The organism is Micromonospora inyonensis (assembly GCF_900091415.1).
In the GTDB taxonomy this organism is placed as follows: Bacteria; Actinomycetota; Actinomycetes; order Mycobacteriales; family Micromonosporaceae; genus Micromonospora; species Micromonospora inyonensis.
In genome coordinates, this window is record NZ_FMHU01000001.1 from 1579660 (window position 1) to 1604453 (window position 24794).

Consider the following 24794-nt stretch of genomic DNA (forward strand, 5'->3'; position numbering starts at 1 on the left):
CGATAGGATGTCGGTATGGCTTCCTGGTCCGAGTTCGCCGCCGACGAGCCCCGCCTCGCCGACGCGATCCGCCTTCTCATGCAGCAGTACGGCCCGGGCTTCGGCTACCTGGCCACGGTCCGGGCCGACGGTGGCCCCCGGGTCCATCCGGTCTCCCCGGTCATCACCGACGAGGGGCTCTTCTGCTTCGTCATCGACTCGCCCAAGCGCCGCGACCTGGAGCGCGACGGGCGGTACGCGCTGCACTCGTTCCCGCCGGAGGAGAGCGACGACGAGGCGTACGTGGCCGGACACGCCCGTCCGGTCACCGACCACGCCCGGGTGGCCCGGCTGGCGGAGAACTTCCGGGCCGAGCCCCGGGCGGACTGGCGGCTGTTCGAGTTCACCGTCGACGTGGCCATGCTCGCCCGGCGCGATCACGTCGGGGTGGAGGCTCCCGGTGCGCGGCAGGGCGGCCCGGCGGTGCAGGTCTGGCTGGATCCCCGGGCGAGTGACACTTCGGCGGCCGGTCAGCCGGCCGTACCGGGACGGACCGGGCGACGACGGGCCGCGCACCGGGCCGCGGCCTGAGCCCGGACACGCCGATGCCGGCTCCGCGGGACGGAGCCGGCATCGGGTGCGTCGGGCACGTCAGGCGGCGCGGTACGCGTTCCACGCGGTCAGCATGCGGCTGGCCTGCCCCGGGGTGAACTGGTACATGCACGAGTCGTACGTGTAGTCCATGAAGTTGGTGATCGGGTCCAGGCCGGCGGTGGAGCAGGTGTCCCGGCCGGTCGGGCATTCGAACGCCGGCGACGCCTCCGCCGGCGTGTCCGAGACACTGTCGCCCGAGCTGGCGCAGCCGCCCTGGAAGGTGTGGTACAGGTTCAGCCAGTGGCCCACCTCGTGGGTGCCGGTGTCGCCCTGGTTGTAGTTGGTGGCGGTACCGCCCGGCAGTGACTCGCTCAGCACGACGACGCCGTCCATGCTGCTGAGCCGACGGGTCGGGAAGGTCGCCCAGCCGAGCAGGTCGTCGCTGAGCTCACCCAGATAGATGTTCAGGGTGTCCTTGCCGCCCTCGCGGAGCGAGGTCTTCATCGAGCGCTCGGCCGAGGAGCCCTGCACGATCGGGTACCACGACGGGTTGGTCACCCGGTTGATCTTCTGGAGCTGGAAGGCGAACGCGGTGGCCGTACCGCCGGTCGCGCCGCTGAAGGACTGGTTCAGCACGCTGATCTGGGAGCTGACCATCGAGTCCGGGATGTTACCCCCGGCCCGGGTGCTGTCCCGCTGGATCACGTGTACCACGACCGGGATCGTGATCGAGGCCGTCGCCGCCGGACCCTGCTTCAGGTCGGTCCGCTTGGCCCGTGCGGCCAGCGCGGCGGCCAGGTCGGCCTCGCGCTCACGGACCTGCGTCGCGGTCAGCTCGTTCGGCTCGTGCTTGGCGACGCCACCGGCCTTGATCTTTGCGTCGGAGTGGGTGTCGGCCGGCTCGGCGCAGGCCTCGTCCGCGTGGCCCGGGTGGCCCGCGTGAGCCGCCGCAGGGGCGACGCCGACCGCCGCCGTGCTGAGCAGCAGGGCGAGGGTCGTGGTTGCGACTCCGGCCACACGCCGGGTCAGCAGGTTGGGACGAAGTCCCATGTGTCCACCTCTTTCTGCCGGCGTGACGTGGGGTCTGTCACACCGCGGCTGAGAACGTGTGGCAGAGGTTACAGCTGATAGACACATTTGAGAATGGCCATCTGTTGCCGCGCGGTAACGGTTTGGCGCGTCCGGTCGGTGAAGCCTTCAGCGTCACGCCGTGGGCCTTTTGAAGACAACGAACGGATCCCCACCGATGCAGTGCAGGGCGCGGGCATCCCCTGAGGGTGGTGGCCGAGAGGGTGTCGGCGTCCGTCCATGTTGGCCAATACCGGCGGAGGCCGGAAGTGCCCCGTCTGGGACGGCGAGCAGGGCCAGCCACGGCCGGCGGTTGTGGGTGCGACCGCCTCCGCCGGCCCGGCCCGCAGCGACGGTCAGCTCGCCTGATGGACTGGCCCTTCGCCGTGGACCGGGCGTTGTGCGGATGCCGGGTCGGGGGCCGACGGCCGGCCACCGAGCAACGGCGGTGGGGTGCCGTGGCGGGTCGAACGCAAGCCAGCGACGAGCAGTATGACGGCGGCGGTCATGACGCCGGTGGTCACCACCGCCGCCACCAGGCCCTGCGCGGCCGGGGTCGCGGACGCCAGGTTGTACCCCGCGTGCCAGCAGGCTGCGGCGATGACGCTGCCGCCGGCCCGGTTGTAGACGTAGGCGAGCACGAGCGCACCCGCCGCCATGCCGAGGAAGAACCCGACCAGGGTGACGAGGTCGAAGCCGCGGAAACTCTCCAGGATCACGAAGAGCGGCGCGTGCCACCCCGCCCATACCAGCGCGGTCAGCAGAGCGGCCCGGGTCGGCCCGAACCGCCGTTGGAGCCGCTCTTGGAGGAACCCGAGCCAGCCAGCCTCCTCGCCGAGCCCGTTGACCAGGACCAGCGCGGCGAGGACCGGCAGTGCCCCAGCAGCCGTGCCGCTGATCGCGAACAGAGCTCCGCCGGCGGGCCAGTCGCTCCCGGCGATTCGCTGGCCGAGCAGGACCGCTGCGAGCAGGATGAGCGGACTGAGGACCAGCAGCACGGTCCGCCAGCCTCCCCGCCAGAGCAGCAGGCGGTGGCCGTAGCGGCGCAGGGCCGGTCCACCTCCGATGGCCGCCGTGATGGCGAGGGCCGCCAGCAGCGGCCGAGCAGCCCCGGCAGGTGCGTCGGCCACGCGTCGCCGGGGCGGACCACGCCGCCGCGCAGCGCGATCGGCAGCCACCAACTCCACGACAGCAGGTAGGCCAGCACGACGAAACAGCCGATCGGCCTTTGCCGCGCAAGCCGTCGCAGGTACCCGGTCATAGCTGCATCCGACCAGGCCATCGACGGGTGTGACAGGGCCGGAAGTCCCGGCAGCCAGGGACCGTCGTAGCTTCCAGTGAACAACCGCTGCTGAGGCGTTGCTCAAGGCCGTTCTTCAGACGTGGCGATCGTCGGACCTGATGTCGGGCGTGTCGATGATCGGCGGACAGCGAAGTCTTCGGTAGGTGGCTCTCTCAGCCCGCCCGGTCCCGTTCGCGTGAAGCGGCCGTGCGACTTCCCCGCAGCTTCGGTCGGAGGGAGGGCGGGTAAAGGAGGGGTACCTTGGTGCGGACGGCGAGCCGCTCAGGTACAGTGGTGCCGCCTGCGGGTGTAGTTCAATGGCAGAACATCAGCTTCCCAAGCTGACAGTGCGGGTTCGATTCCCGTCACCCGCTCCACCACGAGGCCCCAGCTCAGGACACGTTTCCTGGGCGGGCCTCGGTCGTTGCTGCGGCTTCCGGCGCGCGCGTGCCCGCTGCGTGTCCGATCCTGGCTCTAGCTTTTTTCCTGGTCGACCGGTTCGAGGCCGGGCCGGAGCCATCATCGGCCCACCCCGGTGCGGTGAATGCGGTGGTGCCGCTGGTCGATCCGTCGGTACCGTTCGGCCTCACGAGGATTCCGAGTGGTGAGGTCGACATGAGCAGCGGTGACGGCACGATGGTGCTGTGGCGTCCGACCGGCCCGGAGGAGTTGGCCCTCATACGCGGGTCGGGGTGGCGTTGCTGGCCTCCACGCCTGCCGGAACAGCCGATCTTCTACCCCGTCCTGAACGAGGACTACGCGATCATGATCGCGCGGGACTGGAACGTGCCGGCGTCCGGTGCCGGCTACGTCACCCGTTTCCGGGTGGACGCGCAGTTCGTGAGTCGCTACCCGGTGCGGCAGGCCGGCGGGAAGACCATCCTCGAACTGTGGGTACCGGCCGAGGAACTGGACGAGTTCAACGCGCACATCGTGGGCCTGATCGAAGTCGTCCACGAGTTCCACCAGCCACGCCAGGTCGTCCTCGCCGTCGGGTGACCCCCTTTCGGAGCTGCCGGGCGGCAGGTCGGCCGGAAATCGCAGGCCGTAGGGTGTGATCATGCGCATCGGCATCGTGATCCTCCCCGACCAGCGTTGGTCCGAGGCGCAGCGGCGCTGGCGGCAGGCCGAGGACTGGGGTTTCGACCACGCCTGGACGTACGACCACCTCGGCTGGCGTGACCTGGTGGACGGCCCCTGGTTCGATTCGATGTCGACGCTGACCGCCGCCGCGTTGGTGACCTCGCGGATCCGGCTGGGTACGCTGGTCGCCTCGCCCAACTTCCGGCACCCGGCCGCCTTCGCCCGGCAGGTGACCACGCTGGACGACATCTCCGGCGGGCGACTGCTGCTGGGCATCGGCGCGGGTGGCATCGGGTTCGACGCCACCGTGCTCGGCGGGGACACCCTGCCGCCCCGGCGTCGGGTGGACCGGTTCGGCGAGTTCACCGAACTGCTCGACCTGGTGCTCCGGCAGGACGGCGTGACCTGGCGCGGCGAGTGGTTCTCGGCCGTGGACGCCCGGAACAATCCCGGCTGCGTGCAGATGCCGAGGGTGCCGTTCGTGGTCGCCGCCAACGGTCCGCGCTCGATGCGGTTGGTCGCCCGGTTCGGTCAGGGCTGGGTCACCACCGGCACCGGCGGAGACGACCTGGACACCTGGTGGGAGTCGGTGGCGGCGCTCTGCGCCCGGATGGACGCGACCCTGGACGAGGCCGGACGTGACCCGGCCACCCTCGACCGGTACCTGTCGCTGGACGCTGCCCCGGTCTTCTCCATGACCAGCGCGGACTTCTTCGCCGAAGCGGTCGAGCGGGCCGCCCGGCTCGGGTTCACCGACGTGGTGACCCACTGGCCCCGGCTGAGCAGCTGGTACGCCGGGGACGAGAACGTGCTCGCCGAGGTCGCGGAACGCCTGCCGGAGCTGCGCCGGATCTGAGCCACCCGTTGGTCAGCCCGTGAGGGCAACCGGCCGTTGACGCCCGGCCGGGCCAGCCGGCGGGACCGGTCAGGTGCCCAGGTCGCCGGTGGCGATGCCACCCGTCCCGGCCGACACCAGCCGCAGGCGGACGCAGACGACGGGCGTGTCGTCGGTGACCGTGCTCCCCTCGCCGGCCCAGAAGCGGAGGTGACCGGCGCGCCACTCGTCGAGGTCCCGGTGGCCCTCGCCCTCTGAGCGGGCGAAGTCCCATTTCACGTCCGCGAAGCGGACCACGTCCACAGCGGTGACCTCGACGACGCCGACCAGTGCGTCGTGGTCGTCGACCAGGGCCAGCCGTTCGCCGACGTACTCCAGTTCCTCGCCCTCCGTGGCGTACTCGCTGAGCAGCCCGGTCGTGGCGGTCTTCACTCCGGCCAGCACGAGGCTGTTGAGGTCGCTCCGCATGGGGCCGGGCGTGCCGAGGGCGAGACTGCGCAGGTCACCGATCCTTGGCCACATTCCGCCGAGGCTACGCGACCCACCGCCCGGCCGTCGCGGGAATTGCGGCAGCCCGTGCCGGCAGCCCGTCCCGGCGGACGTGGAGGCCGGCCGGGAGGTCAGCTCCCGAGACGGTCGGCGTCGAGCAGGGCCCGGACGCGCAGTTCGGCGTTGACCTGCGACGGGCAGTCGGTGACCACCACGGCGGTGCCGACCGGCTCCGCGCCCCGGGCCGCGCAGAGCTGGTAGAGCGCCCGGACCTGCGCCCCGGTGGCGAGCCAGTCGTCGACCACCAGCACCCGGTCGCCCGGCCCGAGGTGGCGGTCGCGGACGCCGAGGGTGACCCGACGGCCCCGGAAGTCGGGTGTGCTCTGCGCCCAGGTGGTCGGGCCGGGCGGCTGCTGTCCGTCCGTGGGCTTGTGCGCCGGGACGAAACCCACCCCGAGTGCGGTGGCGGCGAGCGGACCGAGGAGCAGGCCGGTGACGGCGGGCGAGACGACGACGGTGGGTGCGGCGGCGCGGAACGGTGCCACCAGCGCCGGGCCGATCTCGGCGAGGACGGACGGGTCGCGCCACCAGCCGGAGATGTCGCTGACCAGATGGCTGCTCTCCGGACCGGGGTCCGACCAGCGGAACAGCTGGACGAGGCGCTGGCTCAGCTCGGTGGACATCGCACTATCCTGCCCGTCTGCTGTCGGGGCCCGGCGGTGCGACTCTGCCTCGGATGATCGGCCATACGTATCCCCGCGAAATATGACATATACCTATGATCAGGTTGACTTCCGAAGTGCTTCTCTCGCTACGGTACGAACCGTTTTGTAAGTAACCGGAAGGACTGGTCGATGGCTGGCAGGCACCCTCGGATCCGGATGTTCTCCTCGCCCGCAGGCATCGCGGCCTCGGCGGCCGTCGCCGTGGCGGTGGCCGTCGGTGGAACGGTCGGGGCGGTGCACCTGACCTCGGCGGAACCGGATCTCGCCGGGTCGGGACCGGTGGTGGCGACGCCGGCTCCGCCGTCGCCGGAGAGCCCCGCTCCGTCCTCGTCGTCGGTCAGCCCGTCTCCGGAGACCGCCGCGTCGCCGACCGTCGGCCCCACACCCACCCGCCCGACCGCCGCCTCGCGGGGTAAGCCGCGGGCCCGGGTGACCTCGACGCCGTCGAAGCGGGCCACCGCGAAGCCGGCCGCGCCGAAGCGGGCCGCCCCGACGGTGGTCGAGAGCGGGACCTGCGGCGCGTCCTTCTACGCCGAGGGGCAGATGACCGCGAACGGCGAGACGTTCGACCCGTCGGCGATGACCGCCGCGCACAAGACGCTGCCGTTCGGCACCCGGGTACGGGTGACCAACCCCGCCACCGGGGCCTCGGTGACCGTACGGATCAACGACCGGGGGCCGTACATCGACGGTCGTTGCATCGATCTGTCCCGGGCGGCGTTCGGCGCGATCGCCCCCCTCGACCTCGGCCACCTCACCGTCTCCTACGCGGTGCTCGGCTGAGTCGGCTCGCGTATCGGCTGGTCACCGCGGTCCGTGCGGTCAGAAACGGCTCGGACGACGGGCCAGGATCATGCGCTGATCAACCTCCATAGGGCATGCTGTGCTGCGTACTCACGCATCCCTTCCAGCGGCTCCGTAGTCCGCTGAGCCCCGGATCCCGCGCCGGTCTCGGCGCGGCTCTCGTTCTGCTCGGGTTCATCTGGGCGGTCGAGGCGGCCGACGGCAACGGGGCGCACTACCTCGGGCTGATGGCCGCCGCGCCGGTGCTCGCGGCGGTCTTCGCCACCTGGCGGGTGGTGCTCGCGGTGGGTGCGGCGGCCACCGCCGGCGCGGTGGCGTTCGCGTTCTCCGAGCCGCGCGTCTCGCTGGACACCGCCACCAACGTCGCCGCGATCGCGCTGGTGACCGCGCTGGTGGCGGTGGTGGCCGGGGTGCGGCAACGGCAGGCCAGGCAGATCGCCGAGTTGTCCAAACTGGCGTCGGTCGCCCAGCAGGCGGTACTGCGTCCGCTCGGCCCGCAGGTCGGGACGTTGGCCGTGGCGGCCCGCTACATCTCCTCCACGGCCACCGCCGAGATCGGCGGCGACCTGTACGAGGCGATCGACACCCCGTACGGCGTGCGAATGATCATCGGAGACGTGCGGGGCAAGGGCCTGGACGCGGTCCGGCTGGCCAGCATCGTGCTCGGCTCGTACCGGCACGTGGCACACGAGCGGGCTGACCTGCGGGCGGTCGTGTCCGACCTGGACCGCGCGGTGGCGCGCAGCGTCGGCGACGAGGACTTCGTGACCGCCGCGGTGGTCGAGGAGCGGGGCGGGACGCTCACCATCGTCAACTGCGGGCACCCGTCGCCGCTGCTGCTGCGCCGGGGATGCGTGATCCCGCTCGAACCACCCGCCCCCGCGCCCCCGCTCGGCTTCATGCCCGTGGTGCAGCCCCGGGTGGAGCGGCTGGAACCGGGCGACCGGTTGCTGCTCTTCACCGACGGTCTCGGCGAGGCCCGCCGGGACGGCGAGTTCTTCCCCACCGCCGACCGGGCCTGGCGGCTGCTCGGGCACGGAACGGTGGCGGACGGGCTGGCCTCGCTGGAGACCGCCCTGGTCGAGTGGGTGAATGGCCGGCTGGACGACGACATCGCCCTGGTCCTGATGGAGTACGCGGGCCCGCGCAGCGACGCGACGGCAGCCGTGCCGAGCTGGGAGGTGGGCGCCACCGAGGGCTGAATGCCCGGTGTGTGTCCGCTGTCACTTTCATCAGCGGCTTGTCGCTGCCTACCCGCGAGTAATACAGTCGGGGTTACTGATCGGTAACACCTGTCCGGAAGCGGGGCCAGTGATCATGACCCACTACAAGAGCAACCTGCGGGATCTCGAGTTCAACCTGTTCGAGGTCTTCGGGGTGGACCGGGCGTTCGGCCAGGAGCCGTACTCGGATCTCGACGTCGACACCGCACGGAGCTTCCTCGCGGAGATGGACCGGCTCGCCCGCGAGGATCTGGCCGCCAGCTACACCGACAGTGACCGCAATCCCCCGGTCTTCGACCCGGCCACGCACACCGCGCCGCTGCCGGAACCGTTCAAGAAGTCGTACCAGGCCTTCATGGACTCGGAGTTCTGGCGGCTGGACCTCCCCCCGGCGCTGGACGGGGGCAATGCGCCCCGGGCGCTCTGGTGGTCGCTGGCCGAGCTGATCCTCGGCGCCAACGCCCCGGTCTGGATGTACGCCTCCGGCCCGTCCTTCGCGCACGTCCTGTTCGTCGAGGGCACCGAGCAGCAGAAGCGGTGGGCGAAGCTCTTCGTCGACAAGCAGTGGGGCTCCACTATGGTGCTCACCGAGCCGGACGCCGGCTCGGACGTCGGCGCCGGCCGGACCCGGGCCATCCCGCAGCCGGACGGCTCCTGGCACATCGAGGGCGTCAAGCGCTTCATCACCTCCGGTGAGCACGAGCTGAGCGAGAACATCGTCCACTACGTGCTGGCCCGCCCGGTGAGCGTCGAGGGCGTCGGCGGCCCGGGGACCAAGGGCCTCTCGCTCTTCGTGGTGCCGAAGTACCACTTCGACGAGGAGACCGGTGAGCTGGGCGAGCGCAACGGCGTCTTCGCCACCAACGTCGAGCACAAGATGGGCCTGAAGGTCTCCAACACCTGCGAGATGACCTTCGGCGAGCACGGCGTACCGGCCAAGGGCTGGCTGCTGGGCGAGAAGCACGACGGCATCCGGCAGATGTTCATGATCATCGAGAACGCGCGGATGATGGTCGGCTCGAAGGCCATCGCCACCCTCTCCACCGGCTACCTGAACGCCCTCGAGTACGCCAAGAGCCGCGTGCAGGGTGCCGACCTGCTCCAGATGGCCGACAAGACCGCACCCCGGGTCACCATCACCCGCCACCCGGACGTCCGCCGCTCGCTGATGCTCCAGAAGGCGTACGCCGAGGGCCTGCGCGCCCTGGTCTGCTACACCGCCTCCTGGCAGGACCAGGTGGCCATCGCCGAGGCGGCCGGGGACGAGGCGGCGACGAAGACCGCGAAGCGGGTCAACGACCTGCTCCTGCCGTTGGTCAAGGGGGTCGGCTCGGAGCGGGCGTACGAGTTGCTCGGGCACGAGTCCCTGCAGACGTTCGGCGGCTCCGGCTTCCTCCAGGACTACCCGATCGAGCAGTACGTCCGGGATTCCAAGATCGACACTCTGTACGAGGGCACCACCGCCATCCAGAGCCTCGACCTCTTCTTCCGGAAGATCGTCCGGGACAAGGGCAAGGCGCTGATGACCGTCTCGGGCGAGATCCAGGAGTTCATCGCCAGCGAGGGCGGCAACGGACAGCTCAAGGAGGAGCGGGCCGCGCTCGGCAAGGCGCTCGCCGAGGTGCAGACCATCCTCGGCGTGCTGACCGGCTGGCTGGGCGAGGCGCAGGCCAGCGAGCCGCGTGCCGTGTACAAGGTGGGCCTGAGCAGCCGCCGCCTGCTGCTGGCGCTCGGCGACGTGGTGGTCGGCTGGCTGCTCCAGCGGCAGGCGGACGTCGCCCTGCGCGCCCTGGGCGGCGAGGTGTCCGCCACCGACCGGGCGTTCTACACCGGCAAGGTGGCGGCGGCGAAGTTCTTCGCCCGCGAGGTGCTGCCCCGCATCGGCGCCGACCGGCGCATCATCGAGAACACCGACCTCGACCTGATGGACCTCCCGGAGGAGGCGTTCTGAGCCGGATGTTCCGACCATCCTGATTCCCTTTCGACGGCCGGCGCGCACCTGCGTGCCGGCCGTCACCGTTCCCAGCGGGTGGGGTAGGGGCCGCCATCGCGGGTATGCGTGGCCGGAGCATCGTCCGCGTACGCGACGGTGTCCGGAGAAAGCCCAGAGCCACCGCACGGGGGAGTGCAGCGCACATGGGCATTGGTAGCGGCATCTTTCTCATCGCCCTGGGGGCGATCCTGACGTTCGCCGTACGGGCCAACGTCTGGTGGGTCGACCTGCGTGCCGTCGGCTGGGTGTTCATCCTCGCCGGCCTGGCCGTCCTGCTCACCACCCTCTGGTTCTGGCAGGACCGGCGGAAGCGGGCCCGGACCCTCATCGTGGAGGAGAACCGGCTCTCCCACCCGACCGCGATGATGCCCCCGCCGCCCGATCCGCCCCCGCCGACGGCGCCACCCTCCTGAGCCGCCGGGTCCGGGGGAACGCGATCGAACCGCCCGCGCTCAGGCGCGGGCGGTGTGTCGTTCGACGACCGGTGCGGGCACGGTGCCGAGGTCCGCCCAGGCCCCGGTGACCCGGTGCACCACGACACCGCTGGTCCGCAGGCCCTCCCGGTCGGCGCCGGCCCGGTCGAGGGCGATCGACAGCAGCGAGATGCCCGGGTTGTGGCCGACCAGCAGGACCGTGCCGGCGTCCGGCTCGACGGCCCGGAGCAGATCCAGCAGGTCGGCGGTATCCGCCGCGTACACGGCCGGCTCGTGACGGACCCGGGGTGCCCGGTCGCTTCCGTCCGGCGCGCCGGCCATCCCGCCCTCGGCTGGCACACCGGCCATCCCGCCCTCGGCCGCCTGCCAGGTCTGCCGGGTGCGCCGCGCGGGCGAGCAGACCACCACGTCGGGCCGGAAGCCGTGCCGGGCCAACCACGCGCCGGCCGCGGCGGCGTCGGCCTGCCCACGTACGGTCAACGCCCGGTCCCGGTCGGCGACGTCACCCTCCGGGGTCGCCGCCTTTCCGTGCCGGAGCAGCACGAGTGTGTGTCCGGTGACCCTACCCTGCGTCATGGTCCCAGCTTGCCTGATTGGCGATCTCCGCGCTCGGGTAAGTCGGTGTGTGCCGCAACCTCATCCAGTGGCCGCGGCGGTAACCGAACGCCAGCAGAACGCCAAGGAGGGCGACACGATGGGCATCGGCAGCAGTATCTTCCTCATCGCGCTGGGCGCGATCCTCGCATTCGCGGTCGACGCCAACCTGGGTTGGCTCAGCCTGAACACCGTCGGCTGGGTGCTGATGCTCGCCGGCCTGGTGGGCCTGATCATGACCGCCTACTTCTGGAACACCCGCCGTCGGACCGTCGTGGCCGCGCCGCGGGAACGGGTCGTCGAGGAGCGCGTGGTGCCGGCGCAGGACGACCGCGTGGTCCAGGAGTACCGCGAGGTGCGCCGCCCCGGTCACCAGGTCTGATCCCACCGCTCACCCGGGGGCTGCGCGTACGCCGCGGAGCCCCCGGAAGCACGTCCGGGCACCGGAGGTGTGGTGGTGGCGAGGCTCAGGCGAAGAGGGCGAAGTAGATCGCGATGTGGTGACAGATCGCCGCCACCAGGGTGCAGGCGTGGAAGAACTCGTGGTGCCCGAAGACGGTCGGCCACGGGTTGGGCCGGCGCAGCGCGTAGAAGACCGCGCCGATGCTGTAGGCCGCGCCCCCGACCGCCAGCAGGACCAGGGCGGTCACCCCGCCCCGGTGCAGGATGTCCGGGAGGATGGCCACCGAGACCCAGCCGAGCGCCAGGTAGAGCGGGGCGGAGACCCAGCGCGGCGCGTGTGGCCAGACCACCTTCAACGCCACCCCGCCCAGCGCCCCGCCCCAGACCAGGGCGAGCATGATCGTCGCCTTACGGTCGTCGAGCAGCAGCAGGCAGAACGGGGTGTACGTGCCGGCGATGAACAGGAAGATCATCGAATGGTCCATCCGGCGCATGATCTGGAAGCCCCGTTCCGACCAGACCCGCCGGTGGTAGAGCGCGCTGGTGCCGAAGAGCCCGCACACGGTGACGCTGTAGATCAGGCAGCTCACCAGCGGCGCCCAACCCGGCCGGGTCGCCGCGACCGAGCAGAGGACGATGCCGCAGACCAGTGCGACGAAGAACGCGTAGGTGTGCAACCAGCCGCGCATCCGCGGCTTGCCGATGTCGACCGGCCTGATCCGTACGTTGGTCGGGGTGGTCACCTCCTCAGGTTACGGCACCGTAAGTTACTTCCAGGTAGTGGAATGTGTCACGTCCACCCGTACGCGGTCGAACCCCCGTCCGCCAGGATGACGGCATGCGGATCCGTCCCGTCGGTGCGCACGCGCTGCTGCTCGACTGTGCCGAGCCCGAGCCCGGTTCCGACCCGGAGCCCGAGCCCGGTTCCGGCGGTGCGGTCCGGTCCGTGGTGGACCCTGCCGGGCAGGTCGAGGCCTGGCGGGCCGAACTCTGGCGACGCCGGGAGGCCGGTGAGCTGACCGCCGTCGAGATCGTCCCGGCCGCCACCACCGTGCTGCTCGACGGCGTACCGGACCCGACGGCCACCGCCGCCCGGATAGCCACCTGGACCCCGCGACCCGTCGACAGCGCCGACACCGCCAATCGCGCCGACAGCAGCGCGGACACCGCCCGCGCCGTCCGGGTGCCCGTCACCTACGACGGGGAGGACCTGCCCCGCGTCGCCGGCCACTGGGGCGTGGACGTGCCCGAGGTGGTCCGTCGGCTCACCGGCACCGAGTTCCGGGTCGCCTTCTGTGGCTTCGCGCCCGGATTCGCGTACCTCACCGGGCTGCCGGCGGAGTGGGCCGTGCCCCGCCTGGCCACCCCCCGTCCCCGGGTGCCCGCCGGCTCGGTCGCCCTCGCCGGTCCGTACGCCGGGATCTATCCGACCGCCTCCCCCGGCGGGTGGCTGCTGGTCGGCCGGACCGACCTGCCCCTGTTCGACGTGCGCGCCGACCCGCCCGCCACGCTCGCCCCCGGCACCCGGGTCCTGCTGGTGACAACGTGATCGAGGTCCTCCGCGCCGGGGCGCTCACCACCGTCCAGGACCAGGGGCGACCCGGCTGGGCGCACCTCGGCGTACCCCGGTCGGGAGCCCTCGACCCGGCGGCGCTGCGGCTGGGCAACCGGCTGGTCGGCAACCCGGAGGCCGCCGCCGGCCTGGAGATCACGCTCACCGGCTGCGACCTGCGCCTGCACCGCGCCGGCACGGTCGCGGTCACCGGCGCGGAGGCCGACGTCCGGGTCGACCGGCGGCCGGCGGACCCTGGCCGCCCGCTGTCCCTGCCCGCCGGGGCGGTGCTGCGGATCGGCCCCGCCCGCCACGGTCTGCGCAGCTACCTCGCCGTCTCCGGCGGCATCACGGTCGAAACGGTGCTCGGCAGCCGCGCCACGGACACCCTCTCCGGCCTCGGCCCGCCCCCGGTCCGCGACGGTGACCGGCTCCCCCTCGGCCCGGTCACCGGCCCGCCCGCCCCGGTGGACTTCACCGCCGCCCCGGCTCCCGCCGCCGAACTGCGGCTGACGCTGCGTCCCGGCCCCCGGGACGACTGGTTCACCCCCGTCGCCTGGCACCGGCTGCTGCACACGGCGTACCAGGTCAGTCCGATGAGCGACCGGATCGGTGCGCGACTGCTCGGCGCGCCCCTGCCCCGCGCGGTGGCCGGCGAACTGCCCAGCGAACCGGTCGTGCTCGGGGCGGTGCAGGTCCCGGCGGACGGGCAACCGTTGATCTTCCTCGCCGACCACCCCACCACCGGCGGATACCCCGTCGTCGGGGTGGTGGACGACGTCACCCCGCTCGCGCAGGCCCGTCCGGGTACTACCGTCAGCTTCCATGGACCTCAACGCTGATCTCGGCGAGGGCTTCGGCATCTGGCGGCTCGGCGACGACGAGGCGCTGCTGGAACTCGTCACCTCCGCCAACGTGGCCTGTGGCTTCCACGGCGGTGACCCGTCCACCATGCGTCGCGTCTGCGCCGCCGCCGCCGAGCGGGGAGTCGCGATCGGGGCCCAGGTCGGTTACCGGGACCTCGCCGGCTTCGGCCGCCGGCACATCGCGTACGCCTTCGAGGAGCTGCGCGACGAGATCACGTACCAGCTCGGCGCGCTGGAGGCGTTCTGCCGGCCGTACCGGACCCGGGTCCGCTACCTCAAGCCGCACGGCGCGCTCTACCACGCCGCCGCCTGCCAGGAGTCGCAGGCCGCCGCGGTGGTCGCCGCGATCAGCGACTACGACTCGGACCTGCCGGTGCTCTGCCCGCCGGGTTCGGTGCTCGCCCAGCTCGCCACCGGGGCCGGGCTGCGGGTGGTCGCCGAGGGCTTCGCCGACCGGGGTTACCTCGCCAACGGTGCCCTGGTGCCCCGCTCCGCCCCCGGTGCCCTGGTCACCGACCCGCAGGAGATCGCCGAACGGGCGGTCCGGATGGCCACCGAGCGGGCCGTGACCGCCGTCGACGGCAGCGTCGTCCCCTGCCCGGTCGAGTCGATCTGCCTGCACGGCGACACCCCCGGCGCGGTGCAGGCGGCAGCCCTGGTGCGCGCCGCCCTCATCGACGCCGGGGTGCCACTACGCCCGTTCAGCACGTCGTGAATCGGCCGGTGAGCCGGGCGGATCGTCCGCGCTCGGCGGGTCAGTCGAGGCAGAACTCGTTGCCCTCGGGGTCGGCCATCACGATGTGACCGGTGCCGAGCGGGGGAGCGGGCTCGAAGCGCCGGAGCCGGGTGGCGCCGCGGGAGACGAGCCGCTCGGCCTCCGCCTCCAGGGCCGCCATCCGTGCGTCCCCCTGGAGCCCGGGGGCGGCTCGCACGTCGAGGTGCACGCGGTTCTTGGCCTGCTTGCCCTCCGGCACCCGCTGGAAGAACAGGCGCGGCCCGGAGCCGTCGGGGTCGGCCACCGCCGAGGCGTCGTTGCGATTCTCGGGCGGCACGCCCATCGCCTCCAGTGCCTGCTCCCACGACTCGAATCCCCCGGGCGGGGCCTGCAACCGGTAGCCGAGGGCCTCGGCCCAGAACGCCGCCAAGGCGGCCGGGTCGGCGCAGTCGAAAGTGATCTGGACGTCGCGGGCCATCTCAGCTCGCCTCCTGTCGGGTCGACCGGTGGGTGTGCGGGTAGAGGTCGCGGAGCAGGCACACCTCGGACAGATGGTGGATCAGCTCGCGGTTGATGTGCAGCACCAGCGCTGCCAGCGGACGCTCGGCGTACGGCCCCTCCGCCTGCCCGCACGGGCGGGCGAGACCGGACCCGCCGAGCGACTCGACCCCGGCCAGCCACCTGGCGTACTCCGTGTCGAGCTGGGCCAGCGCCCCGGCCGCGGTGGCGGCGTACTCGAACGACTGGTAGTCGGTGGGGGCGCGGCCGAAGTGCGCGGCGTTGCGTACCGCGAGCACGCCGACGATCACGTGCCCGAGTCGCCAGGCGATCGTCGTGACCGGTGCCGGGTCGGGCTCCGGGAACGCGAAGTCGATGGTCATCGCACCGGACCCGGCCCGCACCGGTGCGGTGCCGGTGCCGCGCGGGCGCACGTTCCAGCAGCCGGGCGTCGGCTCCCAGAGGTACTCGTCGTCGGTGAGCCCGTCGAGACGGGGGCGCAGGTGGTTGGTCCAGTGCCAGGCGATCTGTTCTCGGAGCAGGGAGTTCCAGTTCTGGTCGTTCATGGTTCCAGCCTCCCGCGAATAGCGGACAGGATCGTTCCGTGATCCGTGGAACGATCAGCATGTGACCGTCGAGGCAACGACCGAACGGGTGCTGCGGTTGCTGGGGCTGCTGCAACGACGACCGTCCTGGACCGCCGCCGAACTCGCCGCCGAGCTGCGGGTCACCGACCGCTCGGTGCGTCGCGACGTGGAGCGGCTGCGCGCGCTCGGCTACCCCGTGCACGCGACGGCCGGCGTCGGCGGCGGCTACCAGCTCGGCGCGGGCACCCGGCTGCCACCGCTGCTGCTCGACGACGAGGAGGCGATCGCCACGGCGGTCTCCCTGCGGCTGGCGGCGGGAGGCACGGTCGCCGGGGCGGGCGAGGCGGCACTGCGCGCGCTCGCGAAGGTCGACCAGGTGATGCCGTCCCGGCTGCGCGCCGAGGTGCGGGCGGTGCACGGCGCCACCGAGACCCTCGTCGGCCCCGGAATCGAAATCGACGCGGAGGTGCTGGTGACGCTCGCGCGGGCCTGCCGTGACGCCGTACGGGTGCGGTTCCGGTACGCCGGCCGCGACGGCGAGGAGCGCGAGCGTACGGTCGAGCCGGTGCGGATGGTCACCACCGGCCGACGTTGGTACCTGATGGCCCGGGACGTCGAACGCGACGACTGGCGCACCTTCCGGCTGGACCGGATGCGCGAGGTGACGGCGACGACCTGGCGCTTCCGGCCGAGCGAGCATCCGGACCCGGTCGCCTACGTGCAGCGGTCCGTGACCGGGGCACCGTACCGGTATCTCGCCCGGGTACGGGTGCACGCCCGGCCCGACCAGGTGCGGGAACTGGTGCCACCCCAGGTGGGGCGCGTCGAGGACGACCGCGAGGGATGGTGCGTGCTCATCGTCGGCGGGGACCACCTGGACTGGCTCGCCGCGCACGTGGCCCGACTGGGCTACGAGGCCGAGGTGCTGGAGCCGCCGGAGCTACGGGAGGCCGCCGCCCTGCTCGCCCGTCGCCTCGCGGCGCTGGGCGGGGCCGGCTGAGCGGCGCTGGGCGGGGCCGGCTGACGGACCTGCTCACCCGGCCCCGCGACAGCTAGGCATCCAGACCGCGCAGCACCAGTGGCAGGCGGGCCGGGCCATCGTCGACCACCCGTACCGGCACGCCCCAGTCCTGCCGGGTCAGGTGGCAGGCACCGTGCTCGTCGTCCACGTCGCAGGTGGCGGCCTGAGCGGTCACCTGGAGCACACCGGCGCTGACGGACCCGTCCACCACCAGGCGACGGGACAGTTCCGTCCCGGTGCCGGCCCCTTCCACCAGCAGCTCCGGCGGAGACGCCGAGACCACCAGCCGGGTCGACGGACCGAAGCTCTCGTCCATCTTCTGGCCGGGCGGGGGCGTGAAGATCACGTCCAGGGTGACCTCGCCGGAGCCGATCTCGGTGGGCGGACGCTCCGTCCGGTGCCGCGGGCCGTCCACCGTGCTCGCCCCGACCGCGGAGAGCGCGCCCGGCGCGAGCCGGGTCAGCCGGTGCGCGGCCGACTCGACCACCAGGACGTCACCGTCCGGGGTCAGCACCAGGTCGCTCGGTTCGGCGAGCCCGTCGGCGACCGTCGACACCATCCTGGTCGCCGGGTCGAAGCGCCGGACGGCCCCGTTGTACGTGTCGGCGACCAGCACCGAGCCGTCGGGCAGCGCGCACACGCCCAACGGGTGCTGGAGCAGCGCCTGCCCGGCCGGGCCGTCGACGTGCCCGAAGTCGAAGAGCCCCTGCCCGACCGCCGTGCCGAGGACGCCGTTCTCGACGTAGCGGAGGGCGCTGGTCTCGCTGTCGGCCACCCAGAGACGCCGGCCGTCGGCCGAGACGGAGAGCCCGGACGGCTGGGCCATCCACGCCTCGGCCACCGGGCCGTCCCGCAGTGCCTCGACGGTGGTCCCCGCGTACATGCCGGCGGTCCGCTTGATGGGGTCGAACCACCAGAGCTGGTGGATGCCGGCCATCGCGACCACGGTCCGGTCCTCGTACCAGGCGAGGTCCCAGGGGGAGGAGAGGTCGATCGAGCGGGCGTCGTGCGCGTGGTCGTCGACCGTGGAACGCCACTGCCGTCCGGTGCCCGCGACGGTGACCACCTCGCCGCTGTCGAGGCGTACGCCGCGCAGCAGGTGGTTGACGGTGTCCGCGACCACCAGGTCGTACCCGGCGACTTCGGCGACGTGCGCGGGCAGCAGGCAGAGGCCCTGCGGCTCGGAGAAGGTCGCGGTGCCGGCTGGGCCGTCGGCGCTGCCCCGCACGCCGGTGCCGATCCGGCGGACGACCGTCTCGCCGTCGGGGGCCAGCTCCACCAGCGAGTGCCGGGCCGAGTCCGAGACCAGCAGATTTCCGCCGTCGAGCACCACGGCCTTGCCGGGGAAGCGCAGGGTGGTCTCCGGTTCCACCGGCGGCACGTACGGCCCGTCGCCCCGATGCAGCGTCCCCTTGGCCTCGTGTACGGCGATCAGCTCGTCGATCAGCCGGGACAGCCCTTCGGCGTGGCCCTCGCCGGCCATGGTCGCGACCACGTACCCCTCGGGGTCGACCACCGCCAGCGTCGGCCACGCCTTCGCCGCGTACTGCCGCCACATGTCCAGCTCGGGGTCGTCCAGGACGGGATGGTGCACCCCGTACCGCTCGACCGCCGCCGCCAGGGCATCCGGGTCCTTCTCGTGCTCGAACTTCGGCGAGTTGCACCCCGACGACGACCAGCACGTCGCCGTACTTCTCCTCCAGCGGACGCAGCTCGTCCAGCACGTGCAGGCAGTTGATGCAGCAGAAGGTCCAGAAATCCAACAAGACGCAGCGACCTCGGAGATCCCGCAGGGTCAGGTTCCGTCCGCCGGTGTTCAACCACTGGCGGCCCCGCAGCTCGGGGGCGCGTACGCGTGCGCTCATCACCCCATCGTGCCGTACCAGCGGCCCTGAGCCAGCCCGGCGGGGGGAGGGAGAGGCGTACACCATTTCCGGAAGCTGGGGAAGCGCTGAGCAGCTCCCGCCCTCCTTGCCGCCCTCGTGCCCTGCACGGCGAAGCCCGCCCGGCCGTCTCCCCTGGGAGGGAAGACGGCCAGGACGGGCGGGCCTGGAGCGTCAGGCGGTGGGCCGGCCAGAGCCAGGGCAGGTGCCTCGACTTCCCATCGCCTGGTGTGGGGGCAGTTCTTGCCGGGAGCGACGCCTACTCGGGCAGCGCAGACTGAGCACTGACTACCGGGGGCCATGTACGGACTCCTTCGGGGAATCGGTAATCGGGGTGTGGGTCGGTCTCCGGCTCGCGGCTGGCACCGGACGCGACGGTTACGTGAAGGTAGACCGTCGAACCGTCCGCGCAGTTGATCCGCAGTGCAGACGGTGACAACCACACTCCGGCCAAGTCACACGTCTCCCAGCTCCTGAAGACGGGTGGGCGCGCGTGATCGAGAAGTTGCGTGGTGAAGACGAGCATCCGGACTGCTCGCTGCGTGGGGGGTGGCATCTCCGCCGGAAGCGGCACCGGCTCGGGTGCCGGGCGCGGCTCGACGGTGGCCGAGAGCATCGCGGAGGATCCCGACCGGTAGGTGACCTTCACACCGGGCGGAGACTGGCCACCCGGCTTGGTGTCCCTGCCGTATCGGGACACCTCCACCACGTCCGGGTGGTCGCACGCGCCGTACAGGGCTGCCAGGGCGTCCAGCACCTCGGTAACCTGCATCTACCGTCTCCGATCTTCGTATCCGGGCAGCTCACGGGCGGGCTAAGTCTAGGTGCGCGGCGGCGGTGCTCTCGCTCGGTGCGTGCGGGTCACCCGTCGATCCTGCGCCGGGGCGGGCGAGCCCAGCGAACGAATCGATCCAGCAGGTTCTCGTCGTAGGGCAGGTCGGGTAGGGCCGCCGCCATGGTCACGCCGAGGTCGACCACCAGGCCGAGCCGGTCGTCCGCGTACAGGTCCAACAGGTGCAGCTTCGCGGGCTGGCACGGCCACGGCGCACCGCACGCCCGGCATCGCCAGGACGGGCGGGCGGCGACGTGGTCACGCCCTCGGCGGTACGCCGTCATCCGGCCACACCTCCCCCGCGAGCATCCGGGCGTCGGCGCGGTTGAGCCTCAGCCACCAGAGGAAGCGACCGATCAGGGCCAGCGCGCTGATCCGGATCAGTTCCGTCCGGACCAGCCGGGCCTCCTCCGTCATCCGCAGCACCGCCACGGTCCGCTCGGCGGGGGTGGTCAGCGCCAGAGCGTCGCGGAACGTAGGGCACGGCCAGGGCCTCGCGCACTCTTCGCAGTGCAGCGTCAGCCAGCCGCGCCGGTGGACCAGGGTCAGGTCGACCGGCTTCAGCCGGATCTCCGTCACCACCGCCGGCCCCCGTTTCCACGCCGGTCCTGGGCCAGCGTCGTGAACGTCGCGGCGTTCGGCCAGATGATCTGCGTGACCTCCGCCGACCCGGCTGCCCGCCGTGCGGCGGCGGACATCGAGAAGGGCCCGATCGGACGAAGGGGCGGCCAGGGAACCATCGGCGGGACCGGCTTGGGCTCCGGCGCGGGTTTCGGATTGGGCTTCGGCTTCTTCTCCCTGGCGTGATGGTGGCGGCCGGGATCAGGCGGCGCGGCGAGTGGACCGGGTGGGGTCGGATGCCGGCGGTCCGGGCAGCGCCGCCACGACGGCAGCCCACACGAGCAGGCGAGCCGCCACCTGCGGAGTACCGGACGGTGACGCGGGGCGAACGGAACCGGACGTGGCGATCGTGACATGCCCCCAGCTTTCCGACCGTGTCCGGATGAATACACTGCGTTGCAAATGGAGTGGGCGACGTCCGGGACGTTCGAGGACGGAGGCAGGATGAATCGGGCCGTCATGGTCGCGATGCACGAGGCCGGCGAGACGGCCGACAGCCTTGCAGGTCAGATAGGCGTAGACCCCAAAACCGCCCAACGCTGGGTCACACACGGACGGATTCCCCAGACCCGGCATCGCGCCCAGGTTGCTGCCATTCTCGGGAAGGACATCGATGAGCTGTGGCCGGACGCACTCAAGCGTCGCGAGCCGGCCTGGTTCCGGCCATGGACCGATGTCGAACGTGAAGCTGTCGGCCTGCGGTGCTACGAATCCTCCGTGATTCCGGGACTCCTTCAGACCGAGGCGTACGCCCGCGCCGTACTGGCGAGCGGCCCACTGGCTGCGGAAGTGGGCAGCTACGTCGAAACGCGCCTGCGTCGGCAGACAGACGTGTTCGAGAGGCCCCGCCCTCCGCTGACGGTGTTCGTCATGGATGAAGCCGCTCTCCGCAGAGGTGATCCCGAGATCCTGCATCCGCAGCTTGACCACCTGGTCGCGATGGCCCAGCGGCCGAGTGTGATGGTGCACGTGCTTCCTCTCGGTGCGGGCCTACATCCGGGTCAGGCCGGACCGTTTGTCATCGCGACCACTGGCGACGAGGACGTCGGCTACCTGGATGACCAGGCCGCCGGGCGCATCACGAATGACGTTGGTCCCCTTTGGGCAGTCTGGGATACCGTGAGGTCGCTAGCTCTTCCGCGCGACCAGACCATCGACTATCTGAGGGCACGAGCATGGCTGACCTGATCCACGCCCGTTGGCGCAAGAGCACTCGTAGCAGCTCGAATGGCGGCAACTGTGTCGAGGTCGCGGACAACCTGCTGGACATCGTCGCTGTCCGCGATTCCAAGAACCCAGCCGGTCCGGCTTTGACTTTCAGCCCGGCAGCGTGGCGCGCGTTCATCGCCCAACTCGCCGAGCGAGCCTGAACCAGATCCGCCGATCTTCCGAGTGCCCATGCTGCACACGAGCGGGCGCTGGTTAGCGGCCCCGGTCTCGTTGGGTCAGGCTCGTTGTGACCGATCGGCAGGTTCGCCCGCCTCGGAGGCCGCCAGGAGGCCGAGTACGGGCACACGTCCCGGCCGTTCGGCAACTGCGCGCGCGGTCTGCCGGCAGCTGAATCTCCAACGGTCCTGCCCGGCGGTGGTCTTATCCCTTCACCTGGGGCTGCCAGATGACGCCGGTAACGGTCACATGCGCATACGTCATATCCAGGGCTGGCATCCGGTCGATGCGCATCATCCCGCGCCGGGTTCCCCACTTAATGCATATGTACGCGCCCTGGCGTCATCGCTTGGTGCTGGGCACCGAACGGATCGCCACGGTCAGTTGCTCTCGACGGAGGGAGCCGTGCCTTCGGGCTTCCACAGCCCGAGAAGGAACGTGCGGCGGACCTCCCGGTCCGCCGCACGTCGTCCGTCGTCCGCTGGTCAGCCGGCCTTGGCCGGTCCCAGGCAGAGCACCCGGGTCGGGGAGCTGCCGGGCAGCTCCACGCGGGGCTGGGTCTGGTCGGTGCACTTGGCCTTGTCGTCGACCCTAGAGATGATCTTGAATGCGCCCTGCTCGCCGCAGTTGGCGGCCACCGCGCCCTCGCCGGACTGCTTGACGCAGGAGCCGACGGCCGGGTTGAAGGCGGGTGCGTCCGAGCCGCCGAGCTTGCCGAGCGCCCAGAGCGCGCCGAGCGGCACGACCAGGATGAGGACGGCAGCGGTGAGGACCGCCATCAGCACCCTTCCGTTGCGGACCTTCGGGGTCGGCTGCTCGGCCGGCTTGCTCTCGGTCGCCTCCGGTTTGAAGGAGTCGAACCGGCCCTGGTCGCCCTGGGGGGCGTCGCCCAGGTCCCAGAGGGGACGCTCCGGCTGGTCGCCCGGGGTCGGGAAGGCCGCCGGGAAGCCCCGCGTGGCGTCCGGCGATCCGTGGCCCGGATCGTGGCCCATGGCACCGGGGCTGACCGGTGCCGCCGGACCGCCGTACCGGTCGCCGGAGGGGGCTGGCTCGCCGTGCGGCTTGGTGCCGTTGACCGGGCGCTGGTTGGTCACCGGGTCGTTGAACGTGGGCACTCCGGGCGGGAAGGGCTGCAACGCCGGATGCGGGACCGGCGGCGCGGCGGCAGCGGCATGCCCGTCACCGAAGCCCGGCTGGTCGCGCTCGTCGAACCGGGCGCCCGGTCCGTTGTCGAACCGCCCGGGGCCGTCGAAGCGGTCACCCGGTCCACCGTCGAACCGCTCGCCGGGGCCAGCGTCGAAGCGGTCGGCAGGCCCGCCGTCGAACCTGGAGGGCTGGCCCCCGTCGAAGCGGGGATCGGCCGGGCCGTCGAAGCGGCCGGGGCCGCTGTCGAAGCGGGAGTCGGCCGGGCCGTCGAAGCGGCCGGGGCCGCCGTCGAACCGGGACTCGGGCTCGCCGTCGAACCGGCCGCCGGCCTCGCCATCCGGGCCGAAGCGGTGGGACTCCGGCTGGCCACCGTGGTCGATCTGGTCCGGACCGTCGGCGGGACGGGCCGGTCGACCGTAGACCCGGGGCTGCGGGGCCGGCATGGAGGGCTGGTGCAGGGCCTGGTCGGCCGGGGGCATCACCCGGCTGGAGACCGGTACGGAGGCGCTGGCCGAGACACTGCCACCGGCGTCGCCCCCGGTCGGCTCGGGTGAGGTGCGCGGGTGCGGGATGGCCGGTGCGCTGGCCTGGGCGGCCTCGGCTCCCCAACCGTCACCCGGCTGCGGGGCGTCGTACCCGCCCTCGCGCCCGGCCTGCTCGCCGTATGGCGGCTGCTCGCCGTATGGCGGCTGGTCGGCGGGCGGGGCGAACGGGGCCGGCGGCGCGTAGTCGGCGGGGGGTGACGCGGCCAGGCTGGCACCGGGCACTCGCGCCTCCTGCGGAGGCAGCGGTACGGCGTTGGCGGGCGAGATGCCCGGCCCCGGTGCCGGCTGGTACATCGGCGGGTTCTCGGCGCGGGACGGCTCCCAGGCCGGCGCGGCGGGTTCGGCCTGGGCCGGCTCCGCACCCCCGGCCTTGCCCCACACCTCGTCGGCCGACCATGGTTCCCCCTCCGGGACGACCGGACGGGCGGGGACGGCGTCGTCACCGGGGCGGGCGCCTCCGGCACCCCACGCCGGGACGTCAGCGCGGCCCACCGAGGCGGTGGCGCGGGCCGGCGGTGCGGGCGGCTCGGCCGGCGGCCAGGCCTCGGTCGGGCGGGACTGGTCGCCCGGCGCGTCCCAGCCGGACTGCTGCGGTTCCGCCTGCTGCGGCACGGACGCGGCACCCCAGGCGGCCGTCGGCGGCTGCTCGTCGGCAGGGGTCCACGGCTGGGGCTGCTGGTTGGTCGGCTGCGGGGCTGGGGCCGCGCCCCAGGCAGCCGGCTGCGGGTCGCCATGGGGACGGACGGACGCCGCACCCCGGGCCGCCGGCGGCTGCTCGTCCTGCTGGGGGACGGGGGCCGCACCCCAGGCGTCCTGCTGCGGCTGGTCGCCCTGCGGAGCCCACTCGGCCGGCTGCTCGTTGGGCGGACCCCAGGTCGCGGGCTGGGGCAGGGTGCCCTGCGGGCTCCACCCGGCGGCGGGCGGCTGGTCGCCGGCCGACCCCCACGGTGCGGGCTGCTGCGGGCTCCGTGCCGGCGGCTGCTCGCCGGGTGCGGGCCACGGCTGCTGCGTGGTGCCCGGCCCCGGCCAGTTCTGCGGGGCGGACTCGCCCTGCGCCCTCCAACCGGGCTGTCCGCCACCCTGCGGGGCCTCGCCCCGGGGCGGCTGCTGCGGCACCGACGCGGCCGCCCATGCGGTGGTCGGCTGCTGCTGGTCGGCCTGGGGGTTCCAGGTGCCCGGCTGCTGCCCGGCCGGGCCACCCCACGGCTGGCCCTGCCCGGCCGGCGGCCCCCACGGGCCGGGCTGGGGCTCGCCGGGTGCTTTCCAGCCCACGGTCGGCGGTGCCTCACCGGGCGCGCTCCAGGCCGGAGCGGGGGAATTCGGTCGTGCGGCCGGCGGTGGCGGTGCCCAGCCCAGGTCGGGGGCGGCTGTGCCGTACCCGTGCTCCTGCTGCGCTGACCGGTCGCCGTACGGCGCCGGTCCACCGGCGCCCGGCGACACCTCGTCCGGCTCCTGGCCGGGGTGGTGCGGGCCCTCGGACGTCATGGCTGCGCCTCCTCCATCACATGTCGGCCGCCGACGCCGATCGGGTGCCGTCGGCTTGGTCGCCGGCATAGCCGGCTGGCCGGCTGTGCCGCGCTCCCCCGCACCGTATCCGGTGGCCGCCCGTGGCACTCGGGGAGCACCGGCCGTCACTC

The 24794-nt window shown here is 72.5% G+C and carries 26 protein-coding genes, 1 tRNA gene and 1 pseudogene; 16 read left to right on the plus strand and 12 right to left on the minus strand.

The genetic code is table 11. From position 1 onward, the window contains the following. Positions 1–15 precede the first annotated feature (15 nt). Positions 16–570: a pyridoxamine 5'-phosphate oxidase family protein gene (locus GA0074694_RS07140; protein WP_091454283.1), complete on the plus strand. Its 555-nt coding sequence runs from the start codon at positions 16–18 to the stop codon at positions 568–570. Positions 571–630: 60 nt separating this feature from the next. Here the strand turns inward: GA0074694_RS07140 and GA0074694_RS07145 are convergent, their stop codons facing one another. Then, complete coding sequence (locus tag GA0074694_RS07145) at positions 631–1623, minus strand: zinc metalloprotease (protein WP_091454285.1); 993 nt, start codon at positions 1621–1623, stop codon at positions 631–633. Between the two features lie 374 nt (positions 1624–1997). Continuing rightward, positions 1998–2819 (minus strand): CPBP family intramembrane glutamic endopeptidase, encoded by an 822-nt coding sequence (locus GA0074694_RS07150; protein WP_176737808.1) that lies wholly within the window; start codon positions 2817–2819, stop codon positions 1998–2000. Positions 2820–3226: 407 nt separating this feature from the next. On the opposite strand from GA0074694_RS07150, the gene GA0074694_RS07155 reads away from it, so the two are divergent. From GA0074694_RS07155 to GA0074694_RS07165, 3 genes are all read left to right on the plus strand, one after another. Further along, positions 3227–3300, plus strand: a tRNA-Gly gene (locus GA0074694_RS07155). Positions 3301–3538: 238 nt separating this feature from the next. Further along, complete coding sequence (locus GA0074694_RS07160; RefSeq protein WP_176737809.1) at positions 3539–3922, plus strand: hypothetical protein; 384 nt, start codon at positions 3539–3541, stop codon at positions 3920–3922. 55 nt (positions 3923–3977) lie between these two features. After that, entirely contained in the window at positions 3978–4862 is an 885-nt protein-coding gene (locus GA0074694_RS07165) for an LLM class flavin-dependent oxidoreductase (RefSeq protein WP_176737810.1), read from the plus strand. A 69-nt stretch (positions 4863–4931) separates the two neighbouring features. On the opposite strand, the gene GA0074694_RS07170 is transcribed toward GA0074694_RS07165, so the two are convergent. After that, positions 4932–5363, minus strand: a complete 432-nt coding sequence (locus GA0074694_RS07170) for an ASCH domain-containing protein (RefSeq protein ID WP_091454289.1) — start codon at positions 5361–5363, stop codon at positions 4932–4934. 98 nt (positions 5364–5461) lie between these two features. Then, positions 5462–6013, minus strand: coding sequence for a phosphoribosyltransferase family protein (locus tag GA0074694_RS07175; RefSeq protein WP_091454292.1), 552 nt, complete (start codon positions 6011–6013; stop codon positions 5462–5464). Positions 6014–6184: 171 nt separating this feature from the next. Between GA0074694_RS07175 and GA0074694_RS07180 the strand changes: the two genes are divergently transcribed. The 4 genes from GA0074694_RS07180 (at position 6185) to GA0074694_RS07195 (ending at position 10488) form a co-directional block, all read left to right on the plus strand. Then, the gene (locus tag GA0074694_RS07180) at positions 6185–6838 is read left to right on the plus strand and encodes a septal ring lytic transglycosylase RlpA family protein (RefSeq protein WP_091454294.1); all 654 of its coding nucleotides are present in this window, start codon (positions 6185–6187) and stop codon (positions 6836–6838) included. A gap of 95 nt (positions 6839–6933) precedes the next feature. Continuing rightward, entirely contained in the window at positions 6934–8061 is a 1128-nt protein-coding gene (locus GA0074694_RS07185) for a PP2C family protein-serine/threonine phosphatase (RefSeq protein WP_091454297.1), read from the plus strand. Between the two features lie 115 nt (positions 8062–8176). Then, positions 8177–10033, plus strand: coding sequence for an acyl-CoA dehydrogenase (locus GA0074694_RS07190; protein WP_091458786.1), 1857 nt, complete (start codon positions 8177–8179; stop codon positions 10031–10033). 185 nt (positions 10034–10218) lie between these two features. Further along, a complete protein-coding gene (locus tag GA0074694_RS07195; protein ID WP_091454299.1) occupies positions 10219–10488 on the plus strand; it encodes a DUF6458 family protein in 270 nt (89 codons plus the stop codon). A 39-nt stretch (positions 10489–10527) separates the two neighbouring features. Here GA0074694_RS07195 and GA0074694_RS07200 read toward each other — a convergent pair whose 3' ends face one another. Continuing rightward, positions 10528–11085: a SixA phosphatase family protein gene (locus GA0074694_RS07200; protein WP_091454302.1), complete on the minus strand. Its 558-nt coding sequence runs from the start codon at positions 11083–11085 to the stop codon at positions 10528–10530. 118 nt (positions 11086–11203) lie between these two features. Here GA0074694_RS07200 and GA0074694_RS07205 point away from each other — a divergent pair, with 118 nt between their 5' ends. Further along, positions 11204–11485 (plus strand): DUF6458 family protein, encoded by a 282-nt coding sequence (locus tag GA0074694_RS07205; RefSeq protein WP_091458788.1) that lies wholly within the window; start codon positions 11204–11206, stop codon positions 11483–11485. An 85-nt stretch (positions 11486–11570) separates the two neighbouring features. Here the strand turns inward: GA0074694_RS07205 and trhA are convergent, their stop codons facing one another. Further along, the gene (trhA, locus tag GA0074694_RS07210) at positions 11571–12194 is read right to left on the minus strand and encodes a PAQR family membrane homeostasis protein TrhA (RefSeq protein WP_091458789.1); all 624 of its coding nucleotides are present in this window, start codon (positions 12192–12194) and stop codon (positions 11571–11573) included. A gap of 149 nt (positions 12195–12343) precedes the next feature. Between trhA and GA0074694_RS07215 the strand changes: the two genes are divergently transcribed. Genes GA0074694_RS07215 through GA0074694_RS07225 form a run of 3 tightly spaced genes read left to right on the plus strand, consistent with a single transcriptional unit; the run spans position 12344 to position 14638 of the window. Beyond that, a complete protein-coding gene (locus GA0074694_RS07215; RefSeq protein WP_091454305.1) occupies positions 12344–13054 on the plus strand; it encodes a 5-oxoprolinase subunit B family protein in 711 nt (236 codons plus the stop codon). Beyond that, positions 13051–13899, plus strand: coding sequence for a 5-oxoprolinase subunit C family protein (locus tag GA0074694_RS07220; protein ID WP_091454307.1), 849 nt, complete (start codon positions 13051–13053; stop codon positions 13897–13899). Before GA0074694_RS07215 ends, GA0074694_RS07220 begins: the two co-directional genes overlap by 4 nt. Beyond that, on the plus strand, positions 13883–14638 hold the full coding sequence (locus tag GA0074694_RS07225) for a LamB/YcsF family protein (protein WP_091454311.1): 756 nt from the start codon (positions 13883–13885) through the stop codon (positions 14636–14638). Before GA0074694_RS07220 ends, GA0074694_RS07225 begins: the two co-directional genes overlap by 17 nt. A gap of 40 nt (positions 14639–14678) precedes the next feature. Here the strand turns inward: GA0074694_RS07225 and GA0074694_RS07230 are convergent, their stop codons facing one another. Together GA0074694_RS07230 and GA0074694_RS07235 are read right to left on the minus strand one after the other, a co-directional pair. Further along, positions 14679–15116, minus strand: coding sequence for a VOC family protein (locus GA0074694_RS07230; protein WP_091454315.1), 438 nt, complete (start codon positions 15114–15116; stop codon positions 14679–14681). Position 15117: 1 nt separating this feature from the next. After that, a complete protein-coding gene (locus GA0074694_RS07235) occupies positions 15118–15702 on the minus strand; it encodes a DinB family protein (protein WP_091454320.1) in 585 nt (194 codons plus the stop codon). Positions 15703–15763: 61 nt separating this feature from the next. Between GA0074694_RS07235 and GA0074694_RS07240 the strand changes: the two genes are divergently transcribed. Continuing rightward, on the plus strand, positions 15764–16723 hold the full coding sequence (locus GA0074694_RS07240) for a helix-turn-helix transcriptional regulator (RefSeq protein WP_091454322.1): 960 nt from the start codon (positions 15764–15766) through the stop codon (positions 16721–16723). Positions 16724–16775: 52 nt separating this feature from the next. On the opposite strand, the pseudogene GA0074694_RS07245 reads toward GA0074694_RS07240, so the two are convergent. From GA0074694_RS07245 to GA0074694_RS07260, 3 genes and pseudogenes are all read right to left on the minus strand, one after another. Beyond that, positions 16776–18609, minus strand: a pseudogene (locus GA0074694_RS07245) (NHL domain-containing thioredoxin family protein). Positions 18610–19488: 879 nt separating this feature from the next. Next, positions 19489–19743: a hypothetical protein gene (locus tag GA0074694_RS07255; RefSeq protein WP_091454327.1), complete on the minus strand. Its 255-nt coding sequence runs from the start codon at positions 19741–19743 to the stop codon at positions 19489–19491. Beyond that, positions 19718–20041, minus strand: coding sequence for a hypothetical protein (locus GA0074694_RS07260; protein ID WP_091454329.1), 324 nt, complete (start codon positions 20039–20041; stop codon positions 19718–19720). Before GA0074694_RS07260 ends, GA0074694_RS07255 begins: the two co-directional genes overlap by 26 nt. A gap of 39 nt (positions 20042–20080) precedes the next feature. Here GA0074694_RS07260 and GA0074694_RS07265 point away from each other — a divergent pair, with 39 nt between their 5' ends. The 3 genes from GA0074694_RS07265 (at position 20081) to GA0074694_RS07275 (ending at position 21450) form a co-directional block, all read left to right on the plus strand. Continuing rightward, positions 20081–20266: a hypothetical protein gene (locus tag GA0074694_RS07265; protein ID WP_091454332.1), complete on the plus strand. Its 186-nt coding sequence runs from the start codon at positions 20081–20083 to the stop codon at positions 20264–20266. Between the two features lie 258 nt (positions 20267–20524). Continuing rightward, positions 20525–21268: a DUF5753 domain-containing protein gene (locus tag GA0074694_RS07270; RefSeq protein WP_091458792.1), complete on the plus strand. Its 744-nt coding sequence runs from the start codon at positions 20525–20527 to the stop codon at positions 21266–21268. Then, positions 21256–21450: a DUF397 domain-containing protein gene (locus tag GA0074694_RS07275; RefSeq protein ID WP_091454333.1), complete on the plus strand. Its 195-nt coding sequence runs from the start codon at positions 21256–21258 to the stop codon at positions 21448–21450. Before GA0074694_RS07270 ends, GA0074694_RS07275 begins: the two co-directional genes overlap by 13 nt. Before the next feature lie 501 nt (positions 21451–21951). On the opposite strand, the gene GA0074694_RS07280 is transcribed toward GA0074694_RS07275, so the two are convergent. After that, positions 21952–24642 carry an LppU/SCO3897 family protein gene (locus GA0074694_RS07280; RefSeq protein ID WP_091454335.1) on the minus strand — a complete coding sequence of 897 codons (2691 nt, stop codon included), beginning with the start codon at positions 24640–24642 and terminating at the stop codon, positions 21952–21954. Positions 24643–24794 lie beyond the last annotated feature (152 nt).

Bases quoted from the DNA above. Each gene is read 5' to 3' on its own strand.
- GA0074694_RS07140 (WP_091454283.1), top strand. From the start codon at position 16: ATGGCTTCCTGGTCCGAGTTCGCCGCCGACGAGCCCCGCCTCGCCGAC.
- GA0074694_RS07190 (WP_091458786.1), top strand. From the start codon at position 8,177: ATGACCCACTACAAGAGCAACCTGCGGGATCTCGAGTTCAACCTGTTC.
- GA0074694_RS07180 (WP_091454294.1), top strand. From the start codon at position 6,185: ATGGCTGGCAGGCACCCTCGGATCCGGATGTTCTCCTCGCCCGCAGGC.
- GA0074694_RS07160 (WP_176737809.1), top strand. From the start codon at position 3,539: ATGAGCAGCGGTGACGGCACGATGGTGCTGTGGCGTCCGACCGGCCCG.
- GA0074694_RS07145 (WP_091454285.1), bottom strand. From the start codon at position 1,623: ATGGGACTTCGTCCCAACCTGCTGACCCGGCGTGTGGCCGGAGTCGCA.
- GA0074694_RS07255 (WP_091454327.1), bottom strand. From the start codon at position 19,743: ATGACGGCGTACCGCCGAGGGCGTGACCACGTCGCCGCCCGCCCGTCC.
- GA0074694_RS07205 (WP_091458788.1), top strand. From the start codon at position 11,204: ATGGGCATCGGCAGCAGTATCTTCCTCATCGCGCTGGGCGCGATCCTC.
- GA0074694_RS07175 (WP_091454292.1), bottom strand. From the start codon at position 6,013: ATGTCCACCGAGCTGAGCCAGCGCCTCGTCCAGCTGTTCCGCTGGTCG.
- GA0074694_RS07235 (WP_091454320.1), bottom strand. From the start codon at position 15,702: ATGAACGACCAGAACTGGAACTCCCTGCTCCGAGAACAGATCGCCTGG.
- GA0074694_RS07200 (WP_091454302.1), bottom strand. From the start codon at position 11,085: ATGACGCAGGGTAGGGTCACCGGACACACACTCGTGCTGCTCCGGCAC.
- GA0074694_RS07280 (WP_091454335.1), bottom strand. From the start codon at position 24,642: ATGACGTCCGAGGGCCCGCACCACCCCGGCCAGGAGCCGGACGAGGTG.
- GA0074694_RS07195 (WP_091454299.1), top strand. From the start codon at position 10,219: ATGGGCATTGGTAGCGGCATCTTTCTCATCGCCCTGGGGGCGATCCTG.
- trhA (WP_091458789.1), bottom strand. From the start codon at position 12,194: ATGCGCGGCTGGTTGCACACCTACGCGTTCTTCGTCGCACTGGTCTGC.
- GA0074694_RS07275 (WP_091454333.1), top strand. From the start codon at position 21,256: ATGGCTGACCTGATCCACGCCCGTTGGCGCAAGAGCACTCGTAGCAGC.
- GA0074694_RS07270 (WP_091458792.1), top strand. From the start codon at position 20,525: ATGAATCGGGCCGTCATGGTCGCGATGCACGAGGCCGGCGAGACGGCC.
- GA0074694_RS07225 (WP_091454311.1), top strand. From the start codon at position 13,883: ATGGACCTCAACGCTGATCTCGGCGAGGGCTTCGGCATCTGGCGGCTC.
- GA0074694_RS07185 (WP_091454297.1), top strand. From the start codon at position 6,934: ATGCTGTGCTGCGTACTCACGCATCCCTTCCAGCGGCTCCGTAGTCCG.
- GA0074694_RS07170 (WP_091454289.1), bottom strand. From the start codon at position 5,363: ATGTGGCCAAGGATCGGTGACCTGCGCAGTCTCGCCCTCGGCACGCCC.
- GA0074694_RS07230 (WP_091454315.1), bottom strand. From the start codon at position 15,116: ATGGCCCGCGACGTCCAGATCACTTTCGACTGCGCCGACCCGGCCGCC.
- GA0074694_RS07215 (WP_091454305.1), top strand. From the start codon at position 12,344: ATGCGGATCCGTCCCGTCGGTGCGCACGCGCTGCTGCTCGACTGTGCC.